Source organism: Methylobacterium sp. AMS5, from assembly GCF_001542815.1.
Classification (GTDB): domain Bacteria; phylum Pseudomonadota; class Alphaproteobacteria; order Rhizobiales; family Beijerinckiaceae; genus Methylobacterium.
Window position 1 is genome coordinate 4,086,094 of sequence record NZ_CP006992.1, and the last position, 21,129, is coordinate 4,107,222.

18 protein-coding genes and 1 pseudogene are annotated in these 21,129 nt (G+C 70.0%); 4 read left to right on the top strand and 15 right to left on the bottom strand.

The genetic code is table 11. The annotated features are described in order from the left end of the window. The first annotated feature begins 303 nt into the window (after positions 1-303). Positions 304-531 carry a hypothetical protein gene (locus Y590_RS18360; RefSeq protein WP_060771112.1) on the top strand — a complete coding sequence of 76 codons (228 nt, stop codon included), beginning with the start codon at positions 304-306 and terminating at the stop codon, positions 529-531. A 59-nt stretch (positions 532-590) separates the two neighbouring features. On the opposite strand, the gene Y590_RS18365 is transcribed toward Y590_RS18360, so the two are convergent. From Y590_RS18365 to Y590_RS18405, 10 genes are all read right to left on the bottom strand, one after another. Continuing rightward, positions 591-1,190 (bottom strand): cysteine hydrolase family protein, encoded by a 600-nt coding sequence (locus Y590_RS18365; protein WP_060771113.1) that lies wholly within the window; start codon positions 1,188-1,190, stop codon positions 591-593. A gap of 220 nt (positions 1,191-1,410) precedes the next feature. Next, a complete protein-coding gene (locus Y590_RS18370) occupies positions 1,411-2,736 on the bottom strand; it encodes an efflux RND transporter periplasmic adaptor subunit (RefSeq protein ID WP_060771114.1) in 1,326 nt (441 codons plus the stop codon). Then, the gene (locus Y590_RS18375) at positions 2,729-5,959 is read right to left on the bottom strand and encodes an efflux RND transporter permease subunit (RefSeq protein ID WP_060771115.1); all 3,231 of its coding nucleotides are present in this window, start codon (positions 5,957-5,959) and stop codon (positions 2,729-2,731) included. The genes Y590_RS18370 and Y590_RS18375 overlap by 8 nt, the downstream gene beginning before the upstream one ends. A gap of 301 nt (positions 5,960-6,260) precedes the next feature. Continuing rightward, positions 6,261-7,595: an NTP/NDP exchange transporter gene (locus Y590_RS18380; protein ID WP_060771116.1), complete on the bottom strand. Its 1,335-nt coding sequence runs from the start codon at positions 7,593-7,595 to the stop codon at positions 6,261-6,263. Further along, positions 7,592-8,329: an NADPH-dependent F420 reductase gene (locus Y590_RS18385; protein ID WP_060771117.1), complete on the bottom strand. Its 738-nt coding sequence runs from the start codon at positions 8,327-8,329 to the stop codon at positions 7,592-7,594. Before Y590_RS18385 ends, Y590_RS18380 begins: the two co-directional genes overlap by 4 nt. Next, positions 8,319-9,248 (bottom strand): aldo/keto reductase, encoded by a 930-nt coding sequence (locus Y590_RS18390; protein ID WP_060771118.1) that lies wholly within the window; start codon positions 9,246-9,248, stop codon positions 8,319-8,321. Before Y590_RS18390 ends, Y590_RS18385 begins: the two co-directional genes overlap by 11 nt. Positions 9,249-9,320: 72 nt before the next feature. Next, positions 9,321-9,875 (bottom strand): 16S rRNA (guanine(966)-N(2))-methyltransferase RsmD, encoded by a 555-nt coding sequence (gene rsmD, locus Y590_RS18395; protein WP_060771119.1) that lies wholly within the window; start codon positions 9,873-9,875, stop codon positions 9,321-9,323. Between the two features lie 12 nt (positions 9,876-9,887). Further along, on the bottom strand, positions 9,888-11,882 hold the full coding sequence (locus Y590_RS18400) for a pseudouridine synthase (protein ID WP_060771120.1): 1,995 nt from the start codon (positions 11,880-11,882) through the stop codon (positions 9,888-9,890). 107 nt (positions 11,883-11,989) lie between these two features. Then, entirely contained in the window at positions 11,990-12,166 is a 177-nt protein-coding gene (locus tag Y590_RS25955; RefSeq protein WP_012456035.1) for a DUF1328 domain-containing protein, read from the bottom strand. A gap of 261 nt (positions 12,167-12,427) precedes the next feature. Further along, positions 12,428-14,542, bottom strand: a complete 2,115-nt coding sequence (locus Y590_RS18405) for a putative bifunctional diguanylate cyclase/phosphodiesterase (RefSeq protein WP_060771121.1) — start codon at positions 14,540-14,542, stop codon at positions 12,428-12,430. Positions 14,543-14,816: 274 nt separating this feature from the next. Between Y590_RS18405 and Y590_RS18410 the strand changes: the two genes are divergently transcribed. Beyond that, positions 14,817-15,734: an alpha/beta fold hydrolase gene (locus Y590_RS18410; RefSeq protein WP_060771122.1), complete on the top strand. Its 918-nt coding sequence runs from the start codon at positions 14,817-14,819 to the stop codon at positions 15,732-15,734. A gap of 5 nt (positions 15,735-15,739) precedes the next feature. Here the strand turns inward: Y590_RS18410 and Y590_RS18415 are convergent, their stop codons facing one another. From Y590_RS18415 to purD, 3 genes are all read right to left on the bottom strand, one after another. Continuing rightward, positions 15,740-16,441: an SDR family oxidoreductase gene (locus Y590_RS18415; RefSeq protein ID WP_060771123.1), complete on the bottom strand. Its 702-nt coding sequence runs from the start codon at positions 16,439-16,441 to the stop codon at positions 15,740-15,742. Between the two features lie 72 nt (positions 16,442-16,513). After that, positions 16,514-16,957 (bottom strand): nucleoside deaminase, encoded by a 444-nt coding sequence (locus tag Y590_RS18420; RefSeq protein ID WP_060772358.1) that lies wholly within the window; start codon positions 16,955-16,957, stop codon positions 16,514-16,516. A gap of 110 nt (positions 16,958-17,067) precedes the next feature. Further along, positions 17,068-18,375, bottom strand: a complete 1,308-nt coding sequence (purD, locus tag Y590_RS18425) for a phosphoribosylamine--glycine ligase (RefSeq protein WP_060771124.1) — start codon at positions 18,373-18,375, stop codon at positions 17,068-17,070. A gap of 107 nt (positions 18,376-18,482) precedes the next feature. Here purD and Y590_RS18430 point away from each other — a divergent pair, with 107 nt between their 5' ends. Together Y590_RS18430 and Y590_RS18435 are read left to right on the top strand one after the other, a co-directional pair. Further along, positions 18,483-19,220, top strand: coding sequence for a hypothetical protein (locus Y590_RS18430; RefSeq protein ID WP_060771125.1), 738 nt, complete (start codon positions 18,483-18,485; stop codon positions 19,218-19,220). Between the two features lie 86 nt (positions 19,221-19,306). Beyond that, entirely contained in the window at positions 19,307-19,522 is a 216-nt protein-coding gene (locus Y590_RS18435; protein ID WP_060771126.1) for a hypothetical protein, read from the top strand. Positions 19,523-19,806: 284 nt separating this feature from the next. On the opposite strand, the pseudogene Y590_RS18440 reads toward Y590_RS18435, so the two are convergent. Further along, positions 19,807-20,342 (bottom strand): annotated as a pseudogene (locus tag Y590_RS18440) (AAA family ATPase). Positions 20,343-20,395: 53 nt separating this feature from the next. Beyond that, positions 20,396-21,019, bottom strand: coding sequence for a pyridoxamine 5'-phosphate oxidase family protein (locus tag Y590_RS18445; protein ID WP_060772359.1), 624 nt, complete (start codon positions 21,017-21,019; stop codon positions 20,396-20,398). Positions 21,020-21,129: the final 110 nt, after the last annotated feature.

Below are 21,129 nucleotides of genomic sequence, written 5' to 3' on the forward strand. Positions count from 1 at the left end.
CTGTGGCTGTCGGGAAACGGCCCCGAGAGGCCGCCTGTCCCCGTCTTGAAGAGCCCGGCGCGCCCCGGCAATGCGGCGGACCGGGCGGGCACCCTGCGAGGCGCGAATGGCGCCGCTGCCATCATACCGCCATCGGACGCCCCTGGTTCCGCCACCGAAAGGGGCTGGTTTCGCAAAGACTTCGTCAACCAAGAGCCACTATTAAAGCTCAAGTTTTAGGAACCCCGATCGGGGCTGCCTCTTCTTTCATCAGATCCGGCGGCAGCGTCGCCAGCCGGTCTTAAACATTGGGAATGTCGTCTCGTGAGTTTCACCGTCAGCGCCGGCACCGCATCCCGCGTCTATTCCTGGCAGCACGGCTCCCTGCTGAGCGCCCTGGAGCAGGGCCTGTCGCTGACGACCTCCGGCATGAGCGACGTCCGCATCGTCGATTCGGAAGGCCGCAGCCACAGCCCCGCCGCGCTCTACCAGCGCGTGTTCGGGCAGCAGCCGACGGACGCAGCCGCGCAGCCCCGCGCCCGCGCGGCCTGATCCCCCCTTCGCGCATCCTCTGTTTCCGAAAGCCGTAACCCGCCTTTCGGGACGATGCTCTACCCCCGGATCGCCGCCGCATCCGGCGCCACCACCGCGAACAGGTCACCGAGCGCCGCGAGGCTTGCGGCCTGCACCGCGGCCGCCGGTACGGTCGCACCGTCCGGCCCCGGCAGGGCGCGGGTGGCGGTGGCCGAGGCCACCACGGTCGGGCGGAAGCCGAGGTTGAAGGCGCTGCGCGCGGTCGAATTCACGCACATATGCGTCATGAAGCCGGCCAGGATCACGTCCTTGATGCCGGCTGCCTCCAGTTGCGCCTGCAGGTCGGTCCCGACGAAGGAACTCGGATAGGCCTTGGTGATGACGGGCTCCCCATCCCGCGGGGCGACCTCGTCGCTGATCTGGCCGATGGCCGCGGTGAGATCGTAGGGCGAGCCCGGCCCGGCATCGTGGCGCACGTGGAAGACGGGGATCCCCGCCGCCCGCGCCCGTTCCAGCAGCGCCTGCGCCTCGCGGATCGCCGGCTCGACGCCCTCCAGGCGCATCACGCCCTCGCGGTAGGTGTTCTGCAGGTCGATCATCACCAAGCCTGAGCCCGACAGGGAAGCGGGCTCCGGCGGCAGCCCGGACAGGCTGCGAAGCGTTTTGAGGTCGGTCATGGCTGGCCCTTCTCGTGGGATGCGTTTCCGGGCGGGATGTGAGCCGAGTGGGGCCGCCCGCGCAACCTGTCGATCAGGCCAACAGACACGAAGGCACCGATCCCCCCGTCATCCCGAGGCCTCCGCTTCGCTGCGGCAGCTCGGGATGAGGACGAGGATGGGATCGGCGCTGCCCGAAAGCCTTAGCGCTGCCCGAAAGCCTTAGCGCTGCGCGAAATCCTCAGCGCTGCGCGGCTTGCATCGGCTTGTCCGACTTCGGCGCCTGGGGAGCGATGCGGCCGCCGTCCTTGAGATCGGCCGGGGGGCTCAGCACGAGGCGCTCGCCGCCGGAGAGACCCTTGTCCACCTCGACCACCGTGCCCTTGTCGCGGGCGACGTGGACCTCGACCCAACCCACGCGGTCGTCCTCGCGGGCCACCGCCACGCGGGTGCCGGACTGGTTGAACACCAGGGCCTCGGCCGGCACCGCCACCGTGGCGCCGCCGGTGCGGGGAATCGCCAGGGTCACGTAGACGTAGAGGCCCGGCCGCAGGGTGCGGTCGGGGTTCGGCACGTCGACCTGCGTCGTCAGGGTGCGCGAGGAGGCGAGCAAAGCCACCGAACTGCGCTCGACCACGCCGGCAAAGCTGCGGTCGGGCATTTGCGGCACCTTGATCTGGGCCGGGATGCCGGGCTGCACGCCCACCGCCGCGTTCTGCGGCACGTTGACCGAAATGCGCAGCACGTCGTCCCGGTCCATCGACAGGAGCGGCGAGCCGGAGCCGGCATCGGCCTGGACGAGGTCGCCGACATCGACGTTGCGGGTGGTGATCACGCCGTCGAAGGGGGCGGTGACGATCTCGAAGCCGGTCAGCGCCTTGAGGCGGCCGACGGTCGCCTGCTGCGCCTTGATGTTGGCCTGGGCCACCTTCACGTCGGCCTCCGCCGAGGCGAGGTTCGCCTGCTGCGCCAGAACGCCGGCCTGGGTGTTGTCGGCGGTCTGCTTCGAGGCCCAGCCCTGGCCGGCGAGCGTCGAGGTGCGCGAATTGGTGGCCTGGGCGAGGTTCGTATTGGCCTTGGCCTGATCGACCATGGCCCGGGCCCGCAGGAGCTGGGCCTCGAGCTGCCCGAGCTGCGCCTCGGCTTGCGCGAGTTGCTGGTCGAGATCCGGGGCGGCGATGCGCAGGAGCACGTCACCCTTCTTCACCCGCGAGCCGAGATCGACGCGCCGCTCGGCGATGTAGCCGGTGGCGCGGGGATAGATCCGCGCGGTGGCGAAGGGCTCGGTCTGGCCCGGCAGGGTCAGCTCGATCGGCCCGTCGAGGCGCTTGGCCTCCTCGGTGCGCACTTTCGGCACGAACTCCATCTGCCGGGTTCGCGTCGCCTCGGCCCGTGCCGCGCGCTGCCAGTGGCCGTAGCCGCCGTAAGCCAGCAGGCCAAGCGCGATCAGCCCGGCCAGCGCGAAGCCGCCCTTGCCCGGCGGCGGCGGGGCTTTTTTGTCGTCCCCTGTCCGGTCGGGCTGGCTCACGGAACGATCCTTCTCTCGATACCCACGCGCATCAGACATAATCCTCGAGCGGCTTGGCCTCGCCCCGCCGCAGCAGGCTGTAGAGGAACGGCACGAACAGCAGCGTCGAGGGCGTGCCGAGCGCGATGCCGCCCATCACCGCGCGGGCGAGCGCCGCGTTCTGCTCGCCGCCCTCGCCGGTGCCGAGCGCCATCGGCACGAGGCCCAAAAACATCGCGCTTGCCGTCATCAGCACCGGCCGCAGCCGCGTCTCGCCCGCGACGATGGCCGCCTCGTGGGCCGAACAGCCCGTCGCCTCCCGGTGTTCCTTGGCGAAGGTGACGAGCAGGATCGAGTTGGCCGACGCGATGCCCACCGACATGATCGCCCCGAACAAGGAGGGGATCGAGAAGGTGGTGCCGGTGATGAACAGGCTCGCCACGATACCGCAGAAGGCGATCGGCAGGGCGGCCAGCACCACGAAGGGGTCGCCCCAGCTCTGATAGTTCACCGCCATCAGGAGGTAGACGGCAATGACCGCGATGCCGAGCCCGATGCCGAGCCGGAAGAAGGCGGCGCGCATGTTCTCGATCTGCCCGCGCACGGAGATCTTGTCGGGGGCCGGCAGGGTCTTCTGCTCCTCGGCGACGATCTTATCGATATCCCCGGCGACCGCGCCGAGGTCGCGGTCCTGCACCGCCGCATAGACGTTGAAGGTCGGCTGCGTGTTGACGTGGTTGATCACCGTCTGCGTCGGCTGGCGGGTGATCGTCGCGATGCTCGACAGCAGCGTCAGCGCGCCCGGCCCGTTTCCGGCATTGGCGCGGGCAAAGAGCGGGGTGTTCTGCAGCGCGGTGAGCGAGGCGTTGCGGTATTCCGGCGTCTGCACCCAGAGCTGGTAGGGGATGCCGGTCTTCGGGTCGGTCCAGAAGTTCGGGTTCACCTGGAAGGAGCCCGAGAGCGACACGTTGAGGCTCTGGGCCACCTGCTGCTGGGTCAGGCCGAGTTCGGAGGCCAGCCGCCGGTCGACATCGACGAAGAATTGCGGCTGATCGACGATCTGATGCAGATGCACGTCGACGAGGCCGGGCGTCTCCTTCAGCCGCGCCTCGATGCGCCGGGCGGCCGCCAGATCCTTCACCGTGTTGCGGCCCGAGACCTGCACGTCGATCTGCGCGATCACGCCGAAATTGAGAATCTGCGTGATGATGTCGGAGGGCTGGAAATAGACGATCATGTCGGGGAAGCGCTCGCGCAGGGTCTCGCGCAGGCGGCGCTGGTACTCGACGACCGGGCCGTGCTCGTCCTTCAGGTCGATGAGCATCTGCCCGTCGTTGTAGGAGACGAAGGAGCCGTCGGAGAAGGCGAAGTTGTAGTTGTTCGAGGGCAGGCCGATGTTGTCGAGGATCTGGTCGATCTCGCCCTCGGGGATCACCTCGCGCACCACCTTCTGAACCTCGGCGAAGGTCTGCTCGGCGGTCTCGATGCGCATGCCCGGCCGGGTGCGCAGGTGCATCGTCATCTGGCTCGATTCGACCTGCGGGAAGTAGTCCTGCCCCGTGAACACGAAGAGCCCGCCGGTGCCGGCAAACAGCAGGACGACGCCTGTCACCGTCGCGACCGGGTGGCGCAGGACGGCGTGCAACAGCCCGACATAGCCGCGGTGGAAGCGGTCGAACCGCACCTCGAAGCCGCGGCGGAAGGCGCCCGCCAGCCGGAAGACGGGGGAGAGCAGCCAAGCCAGCGCCCGCTCGATCCGGCCGCGGCGCGGGGCCTCGCCCTCGCCGCCGTGGTGCTGGAGGTATTCGCGCGCCACCAGCACGTCGATCATCACCGGCACCAGGGTGCGGGTGAGGAGGTAGGAGGTCAGCATCGCGAACACGACCGCGAGCGCCTGCGGCGTGAACAGATACTTCGGGGTGTCGGTGAGCGCGAAGACCGAGACGAAGGCGGCGCAGATCGAGAGCGTCGAGATCAGCGCCGGCTTGGCGATGCCCGCCGCGCCCTCGACCACGGCGTTGCGGAACGGCTTGCCCTCCTCGAACAGGCGGTAGGTGTTCTCGATCGCCACCGTCACGTCGTCGACGAGGATGCCGACCGCGAGCGCCAATCCGCCGAGCGTCATCACGTTGATGGTGTGACCGAGCGCGGCCAAGAGCGCCAGCGAGGTCATGAGGCAGAGCGGGATCGAGACGAGCACGATCAGGGTCGAGCGCCATGAGCCGAGGAACAGCAGGATGGTCAGGCCGGTCAGCGCGGCGGCGATGACGGCCTCGTGCCACACGCCCTCGATCGCGTTCGAGACGAAGACCGACTGGTCGAAGAGCGGCTTGATCTCCATGCCCTCGGGGGCCGCCGCGCGGATGTCGGGGAGCGCCGCCTTGACGTTGTTGACCACATCCAGCGTCGAGGCGGTGCCGTTCTTCAACACCCGCATCAACACCGAGGCGGCGCCGTCGGCGCGCACCACGTTGACCTGCGGCGGGCCGCCGTCGCGGACATAGGCCACGTCGCGCACCAGAACCGGCTGGCCGTTGACGACCTTGATCGGGATCTCGTTGAGCGCCGCGATCGCGTCCGGCGTCGCGTTCATCTGCACCGGGTATTGCTGCTCGCCGATCTTGGCGAGGCCCGAGGGGATCGTCAGGTTCTGCGAGGTCACTGCGTTGGTGACCTCCAGCGGCGTCATCCCGAGCGCCTGGAGCGCGTGCAGGTCGAGATCGACCATGACCTGGCGCGGGGCGCCGCCGAACGGGGAGGGCAGGGTCGAGCCCGGCACCTGGGTCAGGCGCTGGCGGATGCGGTACTGTGCGTAGTCGTAGACCTTGTTGAGGCTGTCCTTGGCCGAGGTCAGCGCGAGCTGGATCACCGGCACCGAGGAGGCGGAGAAGCGCACGATCACGGGCGGCTGCACGCCGGGCGGCATCAGCGCGCGGATCGAGTTCGTGGAGGAGACGACCTGGGCGATGGCCAGATCGATGCTGACGCTCTGGTCGAAATAGATCTTCATCACCGACGTGCCTTGCAGGCTCGTCGATTCCATTCGGGCGATGTTGTTGACGTTGTTGGAGATACCGAACTCGGAATAGGTCGTGATCCGCTTCTCCATCTCCGGCGCGGACAGGCCCGTATAGGTCCAGACCACGACGACGACAGGGATATCGACCGCCGGCAGCACGTCCTTCGGGGTCACGACGATGGCGCTGATGCCGCCGAGCATCATCAGCACCGCGAGGACGTAGGTCGTGATGCGGAACTTGAGGGCGTACTGGACGAGTCCCATGGTTCTCCGGTGGATGTCCGGTGATCCTGCCGGAGCTAAGAGTGCCTCACAAAACTCCCGGTCTCTGACCGTTCTCGCTCTGGCGATGACGGCGCGGCGGGAGTTTTGTGAGAGACGCTGAGGCACGGGCGTTGACCCGGCCGATACCGCACGATCACTGTTTCTGTTCTATGTCCGATGATTGCCGGAAACACACGCGTGCTGCGATGCCGCATCACGGTCTTTCCACGACCGGCGCGTTCGTCACATCCGCCGGGCGGAAACAGGGTTAGATTAAAAATAACCTTTGCAACAAGGCGCCTCAGTCCGCGCCGGTTGGCAGCGGCGGCGATGTGTCGTCCGTTTCCGCCGCCTTCTGCCGCCGCGCCTGCGCCCGGCCGAGCCAGAGCGCGTTGAGGAGCCATGCGGCCGAGAGCGGCACCGCCACCACGGCCGCGGCGTGGCCGCCGAAGCCGAGCGCGGAGAGGCCCGTATAGGACCACGCGCCGACCTGATCGCCGAGGCGGTAGACCACCGTGTCGATGAAGCTTTTCGCCTTGTAGCGATCCTCGCGCGGCACCACCGTGAACAGCACCTCGCGCACCGGCCGGGCGATGGCGAAGTTGCCCGCGCGCCGCAGCACGTAGATCATCACCACCGAGGCGACGCTCGGCGAGAGCGCGAGCGCGGCAAACCCGATGACGCTTGCCGCCGGCAGCAGCGCGAGCGTCACGCCGACCCCGAGCCAGCGCGTGATGCGCCCGGTGAGGAAGAGCTGCACGCCGAGCGTCAGGGCGTTCACGGCGAGATCGACATTGGCGAAGAAGGCCGTCTGCGCGCCCCGGCTGGGGAAGTTGTTCTTGGCCACCGCCGCCTGCTCGAAATACAGGAAGGTCGCCGTGACCGAGAACAGCGCCAGGAACAGCGCGATGTTCAGGAGGTAGGGCGAGGCGAATGTGCGCCGGATGCCGGCCCACACGTCGCCGCCGATGACCTCGCCCGCCCGCGAATCCTCCGGCACCTCGTGGAGGCGCCCGATCAGGCGGGCGAGGCCGCGCATGGCGAAGACCGCCGCCTCCAGGAGCACGGCGGCGGCGACGAGCAGCGCCCAGGTCGGCACGTCGCGGGCGAGCGTCGCCGTCACCGCCGAGCCGCAGATGGCGCCGAGCGTGGCACCCGCGGCGATGAAGCCGAACAGGCGCTTGCCTTGGCTCGTCGAGAACACGTCCACCACCGTGGCCCAGAAGATCGAGACCACGAACAGGTTGAAGACCGAGAGCCAGACGAAGAAGGCCCGCCCCACCCAGACCGCGGTTTCGCCCTCGGCCACCGCGATGAGAGCGGCAAAGATCAGGATGTTGAGGATGAAGAAGCGGTAGGTGAGGGGCACGAAGCGCGCCCGCGGCAGGCGCTTGACCAGCCACGCGAAGGGCAGGTTCAGCGCGAGCATGCCGACGAGGGTCGCCAGGAACAGCCAGGGCAGGTTTTCCAGGCCGCCCGCCACGCCCATCTGGTCGCGGATCGGGCGCAGCACGTAGTAGCTCGCGAGCAGCGCGAAGATGTAGGCCCAGGACCATGCCAGCGCCGGGCCCTCGCCCGGCCTCACATCGACGAGGCGGGCAAGGCGGTGCGTGAGTGAGGCCGGGGCCTCGCTCAAGGCTTCACCCCGAGCTTCTGCTTCAGCTCCGGCGCCGAGAGGTCGTGGCCGAAGCCGGGCGAGCCCATGGCGAAGGTGTCCGCCGCCTTCAACTCGCCGACCACGACGGGGTCGAAGCCGGCATCCGAGACCAGGGTGCGGGCGGTCTCCAGCGCCTTCGGATCGTTGCCGGCGATCGGCACGGCCATGCGCGGCTCGGGCCGGCCGGCATTCTTCTGGAAGATCTTGTAGTTGGCCGCATTGAAGGCGCGCACCACGCGGGCGCCGGCCAGATACTTGGCCGAGACCGCACCGATGCCGTCGCGCTCGACCTCGTCGGCAACCGCCCCGTCGCGGGCCTTCACCGCATTGCCGGCATCGATCACGACCTTGTTCTTGAGCGCGGCGGTGTTCTCACGCCCCAGCTCCGGATAGGCCTTGTAGGGCACCGCGATCAGCACGGCGTTGCCGAAGGCGATCGCCTCCGCCGGGGTGCCGGCCCGCGCCTTGGGCCCGAGTTCCTCGACGAGCGCCTTCAGCTCCTCCGGGTGGCGGGAGGCGAAGAACACCTCGTAGCCTGCCTTGATCCAGAGCCGGCCGAGCGTGCCGCCGATATTGCCCGCCCCGATGATCCCGATTTTTTTGGGATTTTCCGATTGAGCGAGAGCGGGCAGGGCGGGGAGCAGAAGCGTGCCGGCAAGCAGGGCCAGCACCCCGCGTCGAACGGAAGAAATCTCAAAAAAGTCAGACCGCATCGATGAAGGCCTCCATCTTGCGCCGCTCGGCGGCATCCGGCAGCCGCCCGGTCGCGGCGGCGAGGTTGTCCTCGACGTAACTCGCCTTGGCCATGCCCGGGATCGGGCAGGTCACGGCCTCGTTGGCGAGCACGTATTTGAGGAAGAACTGCGCCCAGCTCTTGCAGCCGAATTCGGCGGCGAACGCGGGCAGGGGCTTGTCCTTCACCGCCTTGAACAGGCGGTCGCGGCCGAAGGGCACGTTGACCATCACCGCCACGCCGCGCTCAACGGCCAGCGGCAGGACGCGTTCGGCCGCCGCCCGGCTATCGAGGGCATAGTTCACCTGCACGAAGTCGAGCTTTTCCCGCTTCATCACCGTCTCGAGTTCGGGGAACTGCTCGTCGCGCCAGACCGTGACGCCGACATAGCGGATGCGGCCCTTCTCCTTGAGCGCGCGCAGGACCGCGAGGTTCACTTCCGTGTCGATCAGGTTGTGCACGGCGATGAGATCGATCTTGTCCGTGCGCAGGCGCTGGAACGAGCGCTCGGTCTCCGCCTGCGCCGCCTCCCGGCCGCGGGCCGCGACCTTGGTGGCGAGAAAGACCTTTTCGCGCAGGCCTTGGAGGATCAGGCCGAGGACGTCCTCGGCGGTGCCGTAGCTCGGGGCGGTGTCGATCACCTGCCCGCCGAGCGCGACGAAGCGCTCCACCGCCTCGCGCAAGGGCGCCGTCGCCTCGGGCGTCGCCGCCACCTCGTAGCGGCGGGAGGTGCCGATGCCCATGGCCGGCAACCGCTCACCGGAGGAGGGGATCGGCCGGGTGATCAGGGCGTCGGCGGCGCGGGCCGGGCGCAGGAGGGCCGGCGCGAAGCCCGCTCCGGCGGAGAAGGCCGCGCCCTGCAACAGGGTTCGGCGGGAAAGCGGCAGGACGGGCGGCATGGAGGCGGGCTCCTCTCGCGGACGGGCGTGGCCCGAGCGAGATAGGGCAACCTCACGGCGCGGGCGAAGGGCTCAGCCCTCGTAGCGACCGAAGGTCACCGTCGTCTCGCCGTAGCTGCGCCGCTCCAGTTCCTCGAAACCCGGCGGCAGGACCGGTCCGGCCTCCGCGGCCTCCTCGACGAGGACCAGCGCGCCGGGGCTGAGCCAGCCGCCCCCGGCCGCCGCCGTGAGGGCCGCGGGTGCAAGGTTCTTCCGGTAGGGCGGGTCGCAGAAGGCCAGCGTCGCGGGCCGGTCCAGGGCAGGCCCGAGCCGGGTCGCGTCGCGCTGGATCAGCCGGGCGCGGTCCTCGCAGCCAAGGGCGGCGATCGCGGCGCGGATCAGGGTGCCGGCCTGGCGCCCGTCGTCCACGAAGACAGCATGGGCCGCGCCGCGGGAGAGCGCCTCGAAGCCGAGGGCGCCGGTGCCCGCGAACAGGTCGAGCACCACCGCATCCTCGACCGCGTCGTCGTAGGCGTGGGCGAGCACGTTGAACAGAGCCTCGCGCAGGCGCTCGGAGGTCGGGCGGATGCCCTCCGCCTTCGGTCCGACCAGCCTGCGCCCGCGCCATTCGCCGCCGACGATCCGCACGCGCGAGGCCCCTTAGCCCTCGCCGCGCGGCGGACGGCTCGGACGTCCGCCGCGCGGTCCCGCCTTGCCACCACCACCGGGGCGTCCCCCAGGAGCACCGCCGGGCTTGCCGCCGGGACGCCCGCCCGGGCGCCCGCCGGGCCGACCGCCACCACCGGGCTTGAAGTCGCCCCGCGGGCCACCTTTCGCGCCGCCCTTGAAATCGCCTCTGGCGCCGTCGCGGTCACCGCCCTTGAAGCCGGGCTTGCCGCCGAAGCTCTTGCCTGCACCACCGCCGGGCCCCTTAGCGGGTCCCTTGCGGAAGGCGGGACGATCGGACGCCTCGGCGCCGCGCGGCGGGCGGGCCGGCCGCTCGCCCTCGGCGGCACGGGGCCGATCGCGCGGGGGGCCGCGACGCTCGGGCGGGCGCCCTTCGCTCGGCCGCTCGCGGCGGGGTGCGCCCTCGCCGCGCTCATGGGAGCCACCATAGGAGTCACGCTGAGGCCGGCCCTCGCTCCGCTCGCGCGGCGGACGCCCCTCGAAATCGGACGGACGCTCGCGGGGCGGCCCGCGCCGCTCGGCCGGTGCGGCCTCCCCGGCCTCACGGCGGCGGGGAGGGGCATCGCCCGCGGGGGCGCCGCGGCGGAACTCGTCCCGGCCCGGCCGCTCGTCGCGGGCGCGGTTCTCGCGCGGTCCCTGGCTGCGTGGCCGGTCCTCACGGGGGCGATCCTGGCGCGTCCTGTCTTCGCGCGCCCTGTCGCGGGGGGCGGAGCGCTCCTCCTCGTTGCGGAAGCGGACCCGGCGATGCGGCTCGGGCGCGGGCGTCTCGGGGGAGGGCTGAAGCCGCTCCACCAGCACCCGGCGGTCGCCGGCCGCCTGGATCGCGCCGATCCGCTCGCGGCCGCGCTCGGCCGCCGCCGCGCGGGCGGTCTTGGGGTCCATGCCCCGGCGCGGCACCTTGGAAGCGCGGGGCCGCGTCTCCTCGTCGGCACGCCACACGGTCGGGGAAGGGGGACGCGGTGCCGGGCGTGCCCCGGCGCGGGGGGCGGCAGGGCGGGCGGGATCGCGCGGCGGACGGCCGGCCGACCCGCCGCGAGACCCCGAGCGGGCCTCCGAAGCACCCTCGTCGCGCGCGCCTTGACGGCCCCGCCCCGCGGGCGCCGCGGCCTGCGTGGCGCGGGTTGCCTTCTTCGGGCTGCCGAAGGGGGCGATCGTCTCGCGCACCGGGCTCTCGAAATCGACGCCCGCCTGCTCGGCGAGGTTCTTTCCGAGCTGCTCCTTCAGAACCTTGGTGCGGATCTCCTCGACGAGGCCGACTTCGAGGTCGCCGAGCTGGAACGGCCCGAACGAGAGCCGGATCAGCCGGTTCACCGAGAGGCCGAGATGTTCGAGGATGCGCTTGACCTCGCGGTTCTTGCCCTCGCGCAGGCCGAGCGTCAGCCAGACGTTGTCGCCCTGCGCCCGGTCGAGGGTCGCCTCGATCGGGCCGTATTCCATGCCGTCGACGGTCAGGCCCTTCTTCAGCTTGTCGAGATCGGGCTGGGTCACGTCGCCGAAGGCGCGCACCCGGTAGCGGCGCAGCCAGCCGGTATCGGGATGGGCGATCACCTTGGCCAGCCCCCCGTCGTTGGTGAGGAGCAGCAGCCCTTCGGTGTTGATGTCGAGCCGGCCGATGGCGACGACCCGCGGAAGCTCGTCGGGCAGGCCGTCGAAGACGGTCGGGCGGCCTTCCGGGTCGCGGGCGGTCGTCACGACACCGCGCGGCTTGTGCAGGAGCCAGAGCCGGGTCCGCTCGCGGGCGGGCAGGGGCTCGTCGTCCACCGTGATGCGATCGGAATCGGTGACGTTGATCGCCGGCGAGGTCAGGACCTTGCCGTTGAGGGTGACGCGGCCGGCCTCGATCAGCGCCTCCGCGTCGCGGCGGGAGGCGATGCCGGCGCGGGCGATGGCCTTGGCAATGCGCTCACCCTCGGGCGCGGCGGGTTGGTCCGCGGGCACGGCCGGGGAGGTGTCTGGAATGTCGGTCATCCGCGCCCCTTATCAGACCGGAGGGGCGCACAAAAGGAAAAGGCGGCCCGCGAAGGGCCGCCTCGTCCGTCAAGTCCCGCGAAATGCCTCGCGAAACGGCCGTATCGTCACAGCCGCGGGGAGCGCCCGCGCACCGCGCCCATCACCGCCGAGATCAGGAACAGGGCGATGGCGACGAAGAAGACGATCTTGGCCGCTTCCATGGCGGTGCCGGCGATGCCGCCGAAGCCGAGCAGCGCAGCGATCAGAGCGACGACGAGAAAGGTAACAGCCCAACCGATCATGGTATCCTCCTGACGGCCGTCTCAGACGGTGTCTTGCGGTGTCTTCGAAGTCTGTCCTGGCTGTGAAATTGCCAAGCTGCCGGAATCGTTCCGTCCCTGGCGCTGAAAACGGCCGCCGAGGCCGCGCGTTCCCGTCCCCGGATCCGTGCGCCCGGGCCCGCTCGCACGGGAGGAGGGTGGCGGAGCAGCAAGGGCTGCGCGCGCGGGACCGGCGGGCGGGATGGCCCCGCGCGCGAAAAAAACGTCCGCCGAAGCGTGGTGTCAGGCCGCGAGCGTCCCTGCCGCCGGCGTTCCTGCCGACAGTCCCTCGGACCGCGTCGAGGTTTCGAGCAGGGCGGCGATCTCGTGGATCGGCCGGGGCGGGCTGAACAGGTAACCCTGGACCTCCTGCGCACCCTCCGCCCGGACGGTGGCCAGCTGCGGCTCGGTCTCCACGCCCTCGACCAGCGTGGTGATGCCGAGGCTCGCCCCCAGGCTCACGATGGCGCGGATGATGGCGCCGGCCTCCGACTGCGCGGCGCAGTCGCGCACGAAGGAGCGGTCGATCTTGATCTTGTCGAACGGGAAGCGCCGCAGGTAGCTGATCGAGGAATAGCCCGTGCCGAAATCGTCCATGGAGATGCGCACCCCGAGCTTGCGCAGGGTATGGAGCGTCTCGAGATTCGCCTCGGTGTCGTCGAGCAGCACGCTCTCGGTAATCTCCAGTTCCAGCCGCGCCGCCTTGAGGCCGCTGCCCGCGAGCGCGCCGAGCGCGCTCTGGACGAAGCCGCGGTGGCGCAGTTGCAGCGGCGAGACGTTGACCGCGACGCTGATGTCGTCCGGCCAGGCGGCGGCATCACGGCAGGCCTGGCGCAGCACCCATTCGCCGATCGGCACGATCAGGCCGGTCTCCTCGGCCAGCGGGATGAACACCATCGGGCTCATGAGACCGCGCTCGGGATGGCGCCAGCGCACCAGCGCCTCCATCCCGGTGATGCGGTTGTCGGACAGGTCCACGAGCGGCTGGTAATGCAGCTCGAACAGGCCCTGCTGGAGCGCCTCGCGCAGCTCGCGTTCGAGGTCGAGCCGCTCGCGCAGGGTCTCGTCCATCTGCGGCTCGAACAGGCGGCAGGTGCCGCGCCCCTCGGCCTTCGCCTCGTAGAGGGCCATGTCGGCCTCCTTGAGGAGGCGCTCGATGTTGTGCGGGACGCCGTCCTCGGACGCGGCGAGGGCGATGCCGGCGCTCATCCCGATCTCGACGGTGATCCCGTCGAGGTCGTAGGGCGCGCCGACCATCTCGATTAGGCGCTCGGCCAGCGCCGCCGCCCCGGCCGTGTCCTCGACGTGGGACAGCACGGCGAACTCGTCGCCGCCGAGCCGGGCCACCACGTCGCGCCCGCGCACATGCGCCCGCAGCCGCTCGGCCACCGCCCGCAGCAGGGTGTCCCCCACCGCATGGCCGAAGCTGTCGTTGATCGGCTTGAAGCGGTCGAGATCGAGGCAGAGCACGGCGAGGTGCGCGCCGCCCCGCAGCGTCTCGATCAGCTCGGCGCCGATCTCGCGCAGACGGGTGCGATTGGGCAGGTCGGTGAGCCCGTCGTGACGGGCCATGTGGATGATGCGCGCCTCGTTGCGCCGCCGCTCGGTGATGTCCTCGAAGGTCGCCACCCAGCCGCCGCCGGGCATGGGCCGGTGGGTCACGGCGATGATCCGCCCGTCGGCGAGTTCGCGCAGCACCGACTTCGATCCGTCCGCGGTGAGCGAGGTGCGGGTGCCCTCGCTCACCGCATCGACCGTGACGCCGCGCTTGTAGCAGCCGAGCGTCACCAGCGCCTCGATGATCGCGCGCTGGCTCATGCCGACATCGAGCGCGCCCTCGGGCAGGCCGAAGATTTCCAGGTAGCGCCGGTTCCAGACGAGGAGCCGCTGGTCCGCGTCGAACATGCACAGGCCCTGGGTCATGTTCGCCAGGGCGGCGTCGAAGCGCCGGTTCTGCTCGCTCAGTTGGGCATGCGCCTCGACCAGGGCGTGGCGGGTCCGGTGCTGCTCGCTGACGTCGCTGCCGACGCCGCGGTAGCCCAGGAAATCGCCCTCGGGCGAGATCAGCGGCCGGCCGCTGATCTCGAACCAGCGCGCCGTACCGTCGGGATGGCGGTAGACGTAGGTCAGGTCGCGGAACGGGCGGCGGGCGGCGATCGTCTCGCGGTAGACCGCGAGGCTCAGGTCCTCCCGCTCGCAGAACAGCGCGGACCGCTCGACCCCGATCAGGCTCGCCGTCGGGCGGCCCAGCAGGCGCTCCGCCCCTGAGGAAAGGTAGCTGAATCGATCCTCGGAATCCGTCGCCCAGATCCAATCGAAGGCGATTCGCGCCAATTCTTCGAGGTCGTTCAAAGGCATGTCACCACCATAGACTACCCCGATCATCCGGTCGAAGTGTAAACATTTTATCTTGCCTATGCCTTCGCCAACCTGCTTAAAATCCAGTCGATGCCGTGCATCGGCCGCTGCGATCCCCGCAGGATCTTGTGGAGGCCGCATCTCCGCTCGGCGATATCCCGTCTCCACCTCGGGCTCATCTCTGGTCCGCGTGCCGTGGGCGCCCTGACCCCGGAGCCATGACGCCGCGAGATCGTTGTCCGCGACGAATGAAGGGCAAGACGGGAGGACGCGGATGGCAGAGGGCGACGACCTGTTTCCCGGCTTCGCGCCGCTGTGGATCGAGGGGCCGGCGGGCCGCTGGTTCGGCCGGGCCGGCGGTCCCGAATCGGCACCGCCGCTCCTGCTGCTGCACGGCTTTCCGCAGAGCCACGCGATGTGGCACCGGCTGGCGCCGGCGCTCGCCGAGACGCACCGCGTCATCGCCCTCGACGTGAAAGGCTACGGCTGGTCGGCCGCGCCGGATTCGGGGAGCGGGGAGAACGCCTACGCCAAGCGGCGGCTCGGGGCGGAGATCGTCGCGGTGATGGAGCGGCTCGGCCATATCCGCTTCGCGCTGGCCGGCCATGATCGCGGTGCCCGCATCGGCTACCGGCTGGCGCTGGACGAACCCGGCCGGATCGAGCGGCTCGCGCTGCTCGACATCGTGCCGACCGACGTGCAGTGGGCCCGCATCGAGGCGAATCCCGACGCGAACCCGCACTGGCCGTTCCTGTCGCGCCCCGCCCCGGAACCGGAGGAGGCGATCCGCCGCGATCCGGACGGCTATTTCGAGGGGCTGCTGCGCGACTGGACCGCCGCGCACGATCTGACTGCCTTCGACGCCCGCGCGCTCACCCTCTACCGGCACGCCTGGAACGTCCCCGAGCGCATCCACGCGATGTGCGAGGATTACCGGGCCGGCGGCGCCGACGGGCCGGACCGCGCCGCCGACCGCGCCGACCTCGCCGCGGGCCGGACCCTGCCGATGCCGGTGCTCGTGCTCGCGAGCGAGGCCTATCTCGATCGGGACAAGCCCGAGACCGCGCTGGCAGCCTGGCAACAGACCTTTGCGCCACGGGCGCAGGGCGCCCGCATCGCCTCCGGCCACTTCATGGCCGAGGAAGCGCCGGAGCCGACGCTGCGGGCGCTAAAGAGCTTTCTCGCAGCGTAAATTCCTCAAAAGCGCTCGACCCACGGCCGGAGGGCGATCTCGTCGGTCCAGGCGCTGCGATCCTGGCGCAGGAGGGCGAGGTAGCTTTTCGCGATGGCGTCCGGATCGAGAGTCGCGTCGGGATGGTCCTGCGGATCGGGCCGGGCGGCGGAGCGGATGGCGCCATCGATCACGATATGGGCGACATGGATGCCCTGGGGCTGCCATTCGCGGGCAAGGCTCTGCGCGAGGCCCCGCAGGGCGAACTTGCCCATGGCGAAGGGGGCCGAGCCCGCAAAGCCCTTCACGCTCGCCGAAGCGCCGGTGAACAGGATCGCGCCGTGGCGGTGGGGCAGCATCCGCCGGGCGGCGGCCTGCGCCACGAGGAAGCCGCCATAGGCCGAGACCGAGAGGGCGCGGGCCACCGCCTCAGGATCGAGATCGACGGTGGCCCCGCGCAGCCGGCCGCTGGCGTTGTAGACCACCACGTCCGGCGCACCGCCCAGCGCCGGTTCGAGCCGGGGGAACAGGGCCTCGACCTGCCCCGGATCGGTGGCATCGCAGGCATGGACCACGGCCCCCGTCTCCGCGGCGAGATCGCTCAGCTTTTCGACATTTCGCGCGGCAAGCCCGACCTTCAGCCCCTCGGCCGTGAACAGGCGCGCCAGCGAGGCGCTCAGACCGGGGCCGGCACCGACGATCAGGGCGCGCTGGTAGGTCGGGACCATGGGAGGGGGCTCCGTGCGGCATCGCGGGACGTGAGCCGAACGCGCCGCGAGCCGCCGCGGTTCGCCTCCCGCTCACCCCCGCCTTTCCGAAAAGAAATCCCTGAGGAGGCCGGCCGCCTCGCCCTCGCGAAAGCCCGAATAGACCTCCGGCGCGTGGTGGCAGGTCGGCTGGTTGAACACGCGGGGGCCGTGCTCGACGCCGCCGCCCTTGGGGTCGGAGGCGGCGTAGTAGAGCCGGCGGATGCGGGCGAAGGCGATCGCGCCCGCGCACATCGGGCAGGGCTCCAGGGTGACGTAGAGGTCGCAGCCGGTGAGCCGCTCGTCGCGCAGCGCGGCGCAGGCGGCGCGGATCGCCAGGATCTCGGCATGGGCCGTGGGGTCGCACAGCGTGCGCGGCCGGTTGCCCGCGACCGCGAGCACGGTCCCGTCCCGCACCACGGCCGCGCCGACCGGCACCTCGCCCAACGCCGCGGCCTCGCGGGCGGCGGTGAAGGCGAGGTCGAGGAAACCGGGCATCACGTCAAGCTGCATGGAACCCGACCGATGGTCGAACTCCATGCGTCCGGCGGACGCCCGCCGCCGCGCCGTCGCGCGGGCCATCGACGATGAGCCATCATCGATGGGTCTTACGTGCCGGAGGAAGCCGCTTCGCGGGCGACCTCCCGGCCGCCGATATCGCTGCGGAAGAACCCGTCCGGCCAGTCGATGCGCTTCACTGCCGCGTAGGCGCGGTCTTTCGCTTGCCCCACGCTGGCGCCGAGCGCCGTGACCGCGAGCACCCGGCCGCCATCGGCGAGCAGCCGGTCGCCGTCGCGGCGGGTGCCGGCCTGGAACACCAGAACCGTCGCGTCGCCCGCCTCGCCCCCGGCCGCCTCGACGCCGCGGATTTCCGTGCCGCGGGTCACCGCGCCGGGATAGCCCCGCGCCGCCATCACCACGGTGAGCGCGGCGCGGGAGGCGTCAAAGCCGATGGCGACGCCGGAGAGGTCGCCTTGAGCCGCGGCCAGCAGGGCCGGCACGAGATCGCCGGTCAGGCGCGGCATCAGCACCTGCGCCTCCGGATCGCCGAAGCGGGTGTTGTACTCGATGAGCTTCGGGCCCTCCGCCGTCAGCATCAGCCCGGCATAGAGGATGCCGGCGAAGGGCGTGCCGCGGGCGGCCATCCCGGCCAGCGTCGGCGCGATGATCCGCGTCATCACCGTCTCGGTGATCTCCGGCGTGACGATGGAGGCGGGAGAATAGGCGCCCATGCCCCCCGTATTGGGGCCGAGGTCGCCGTCATGGACGCGCTTGTGGTCCTGCGCCGTCCCGATCGGCACCGCACGGGTGCCGTCGCAGAGCGCGAAGAAGCTCGCCTCCTCGCCGAACAGGCATTCCTCGATGACGAGCGCCCCGCCCTCGCTGCCGTCGAGGATCGCCCGCACGGCGGCCTCGGCCTCGGGCAGCGTCTCGGCCACGGTCACGCCCTTGCCGGCGGCGAGCCCGTCGGCCTTGACCACGATCGGCGCGCCGCGCGCGCGCAGATAGGCCAGCGCCGGATCGAGGTCGGTGAAGCGGGCGAAGGCGGCGGTCGGGATGTCGTGAGCGGCGCACAGATCCTTGGTGAAGCCCTTCGAGCCTTCGAGCTGCGCCGCGGCCTTCGTCGGCCCGAAGGCGGGGATGCCGGCGGCCTGAAGGTCGTCGACGAGGCCCGCCACCAGCGGCGCCTCCGGCCCGACCACCACGAGGCCGACCCCTTCCGCCCGGCAGAACGCGACGACGGCGGCGTGGTCGGACACCGCGAGGTCCGGCCGGTTCTCGCCGTGCTGCGCCGTGCCCGGATTGCCGGGGGCGATGAACAGCCGCGCGCAGAGCGGCGATTTCGCGATGGCCCAGGCCAGCGCGTGTTCGCGCCCGCCGGAGCCGATGAGCAGGATGGAGAAGGGCTCGGTCATGAGAAGAACCCTATCCAAAAAATTTTGGGCCGGGGAAAGGGCGTTTCGCGTTTGCCCCGGCGACGCGGCCGGCCATGCACCCGGCCACGCAAGGGAGAAGCCGCCTCATGGCGCCGCAAGATCGTCAGCCGGACCGTCACGAGGGGCCGGGCCGGCAGCGCCGCGGGCTCGGCCTGGAAGGCGCCAACACCCTGGTGCAGACCTTGGCGATCCTCGGGGCAGGGGCCTGGGGCGTCTACACCTTCGTCTACGAGGCGCGGATCAAGCCGGGGCTCGCCCCGCCCTCAGTCTCGGTGAAGACCGATCTGGCCCGGGTCGGCGTGCGCGGCGACCGGGTGGCGATCCGCTCGACCGTGACCCGCACCAATGTCGGCCAGGCGGGCGTGCGCGTACTCGGGCTGACCTACACCGTGGTCGGCATCCGCACCCGCTTCTCCGAATCGAGCGACGACACGGCAGCGCGGGAGGCCGCCTTCCGGGCCTCGCTCTCCGGCACGGCGAACGTCGATGCCGCCCGCGACTACGTGCGCGAGAGCGGCGGGATGCCGATCCTGCGCCAGGGGTTGCTGTTCTCCGGCGCGACGCCGCTTCCGAGCGAGCCCTCCGACCTCAATCCGGGCGAATCCGTCTCGCGCGACGTGATCGTCTATGCCGACCGCAAGACCTTCGACGCGGTGCGCTTCGAGGTGCGGCTCGCCTACGCCAAGGAGGACGACCCGCCCGTGCGCCTGCGCTTCGAGGCGGGGGCGGACGGCGTGCTCGCGACCGTCCCGGCCGAGCCCTGTCCCGCGCCGAAATGCCCGCTGCGGGCCACGGATTTCGCCACCGAATTCTCGCTGTGGTGAGCGCGTCGGCGCGGTCCTCCACCGGGATCGCTTTATCCCGCGCGCCGGACGGAACGGTTGGCCGGGCTCGCCTGTTGATGAGAGCCATGCCGATCTGTCGCCACTCGATCGCCTCTCCCGCCCGCCCGCCCCGCGAGCAACCCGTCGTTCGGCTGTCGCACTACGTGGTGCAGCGCCGCTCGGCGCCACGGGCCGCCAACGACAACCGCCGCTCGCGTCTCGCGCCGGTCTGGCCCTGGGCCATGGCGGCCGCCGCCGCCCCGGCCGTGACGGCGGTGCTGATCCTCACGCGCCTGATCTGAGCACTGGGCGCCCTCGTCGCATCCGCTGCCGTGTCTGATTGACTTCTCCCCGCGAGAATCCAGCGCGGTCGAAGTTCTATCCATTGCGCATGTCTTCTGCTCAATACTACCTGGGCAGAACGCTGGATTTCCGTAGTGATATGAGTGACTTAGCAAAAGCGGGCTGATGGGCTAATATTTTGATCTGAAACATTTTTCTGCAGAATCTCCCCAGATCGAGCTAATCGCGTTATCAGAGTGGGGCCATGAGTGCCCTGTTCTCACAGCGGATCGAAGAGTGGGAATCAGCCGATCAGGTTGCGGACGAACACCACCCGATCGGTGATCGACGTGAACGGTAAGGGTACAAGCTCGTAACCCAACCCGGAATAGGCATTCACCATCGCATGGTAGGTGTTTTCGGCTTCTGCGATCGTCTGCCTACGCTCGGCATCCTGCTCGAAGATGGCCGGCCAGTGCGGAGCTATGAAGACCTTCCTCGCATAGCGTCGCTGCTCGGCCGCCCGCAGCGCCTGAGCCGGTACGGGCAACCCGCATAACCGCAGATTGCCGATAACGGCGGGGATGCCGCGATCGAAGATGATCGGGCCGGGAGCGTTCGCGGCCTCGTGGTGGGACCGCATTTCCCATCCGAGCATCAACGCCGCGAAGGCTTCCCGATTGTCCCACGGCAAAGTGGTGCCGCCGATATTCCTCGGTCCCGAATTATCGATCTCCCAGCCTCCGGCATGTGCCGGATGCCCGCACCTGCAAGGGCCTCGATCAAGCTCGTTTTGCCCGATCCTGGGCCGCCCGTAATGACGTGAAGATGGTCGGTCATGCTTCGTGCGGTCGTCTCGTAGGCATGTTTTGGGAACGCCGCGTGCTGGCGCGTCAGTAGAGGGTATCGGCCAGACGCTGGGGCAATGCCCGATCATAGGCATCCCCATCGAACTCCGCACGCGACAGTGTTCGCAGGATGGAACCCGCGCTGGGAAGGTCATCCCGCGCGATATGGCTTTCCTGCTTCCAAAGTCCGGCGCGGATCACCGCACGACTGCACTGGAAGAACACGCTGCTCACGGTGATGCGGAGGATGGTTTTCGGGAGTTGCCCTGCCATTGTGAAACGCGCGAGCTGTTCGGTCCCCGCCAGTATCTCTGCCGTTCCGTTGACCCGCAATGTTTCGCCGATGCCGGGCACCATGAACAGCAGCGCGACGCGCGGATCGGCAATGATGTTGCGCAGGCTGTCGATCCGGTTGTTCCCGCGCCTGTCGGGCAGCATCAGCGTCTTCTCGTCCTCGATGTGAACGAAGCCCGCTGGGTCGCCACGCGGCGTGGCGTCCAACCCTCGCGGCCCGCACGTTGCCAGAACAGCGAACGGCGCCGCTTCGATGAAGGGGCGATAGATGGCGTGGATATGGTCCACCTCCTTGATGACCGAGGGGGGAGCCACGGGACCGTACAGAGCCCCAAGCTCTTCCAGCGTTCTGACGCTGTTGTTATCGGCCGCCATCACCATTTCTCCTTTTCAGGCCACCGCGTTTGCGAGAAGGGTGCGAGCGTGGTCATTGCTGCTGATCCAAGACGATGATTTAGGCTCTTGTTTTCGCATCATCTTTTTTC

Excerpts from the sequence above, each read along its gene's own strand:
- Y590_RS18365 (WP_060771113.1), bottom strand. The coding sequence starts at position 1,190 with ATGACCGACCTCAAAACGCTTCGCAGCCTGTCCGGGCTGCCGCCGGAG.
- Y590_RS18370 (WP_060771114.1), bottom strand. The coding sequence starts at position 2,736 with ATGTCTGATGCGCGTGGGTATCGAGAGAAGGATCGTTCCGTGAGCCAG.
- Y590_RS18375 (WP_060771115.1), bottom strand. The coding sequence starts at position 5,959 with ATGGGACTCGTCCAGTACGCCCTCAAGTTCCGCATCACGACCTACGTC.
- Y590_RS18385 (WP_060771117.1), bottom strand. The coding sequence starts at position 8,329 with ATGCGGTCTGACTTTTTTGAGATTTCTTCCGTTCGACGCGGGGTGCTG.
- Y590_RS18390 (WP_060771118.1), bottom strand. The coding sequence starts at position 9,248 with ATGCCGCCCGTCCTGCCGCTTTCCCGCCGAACCCTGTTGCAGGGCGCG.
- Y590_RS18400 (WP_060771120.1), bottom strand. The coding sequence starts at position 11,882 with ATGACCGACATTCCAGACACCTCCCCGGCCGTGCCCGCGGACCAACCC.
- Y590_RS25955 (WP_012456035.1), bottom strand. The coding sequence starts at position 12,166 with ATGATCGGTTGGGCTGTTACCTTTCTCGTCGTCGCTCTGATCGCTGCG.
- Y590_RS18405 (WP_060771121.1), bottom strand. The coding sequence starts at position 14,542 with ATGCCTTTGAACGACCTCGAAGAATTGGCGCGAATCGCCTTCGATTGG.
- Y590_RS18410 (WP_060771122.1), top strand. The coding sequence starts at position 14,817 with ATGGCAGAGGGCGACGACCTGTTTCCCGGCTTCGCGCCGCTGTGGATC.
- Y590_RS18415 (WP_060771123.1), bottom strand. The coding sequence starts at position 16,441 with ATGGTCCCGACCTACCAGCGCGCCCTGATCGTCGGTGCCGGCCCCGGT.
- Y590_RS18420 (WP_060772358.1), bottom strand. The coding sequence starts at position 16,957 with ATGCCCGGTTTCCTCGACCTCGCCTTCACCGCCGCCCGCGAGGCCGCG.
- purD (WP_060771124.1), bottom strand. The coding sequence starts at position 18,375 with ATGACCGAGCCCTTCTCCATCCTGCTCATCGGCTCCGGCGGGCGCGAA.
- Y590_RS18430 (WP_060771125.1), top strand. The coding sequence starts at position 18,483 with ATGGCGCCGCAAGATCGTCAGCCGGACCGTCACGAGGGGCCGGGCCGG.
- Y590_RS18435 (WP_060771126.1), top strand. The coding sequence starts at position 19,307 with ATGCCGATCTGTCGCCACTCGATCGCCTCTCCCGCCCGCCCGCCCCGC.
- Y590_RS18445 (WP_060772359.1), bottom strand. The coding sequence starts at position 21,019 with ATGGCGGCCGATAACAACAGCGTCAGAACGCTGGAAGAGCTTGGGGCT.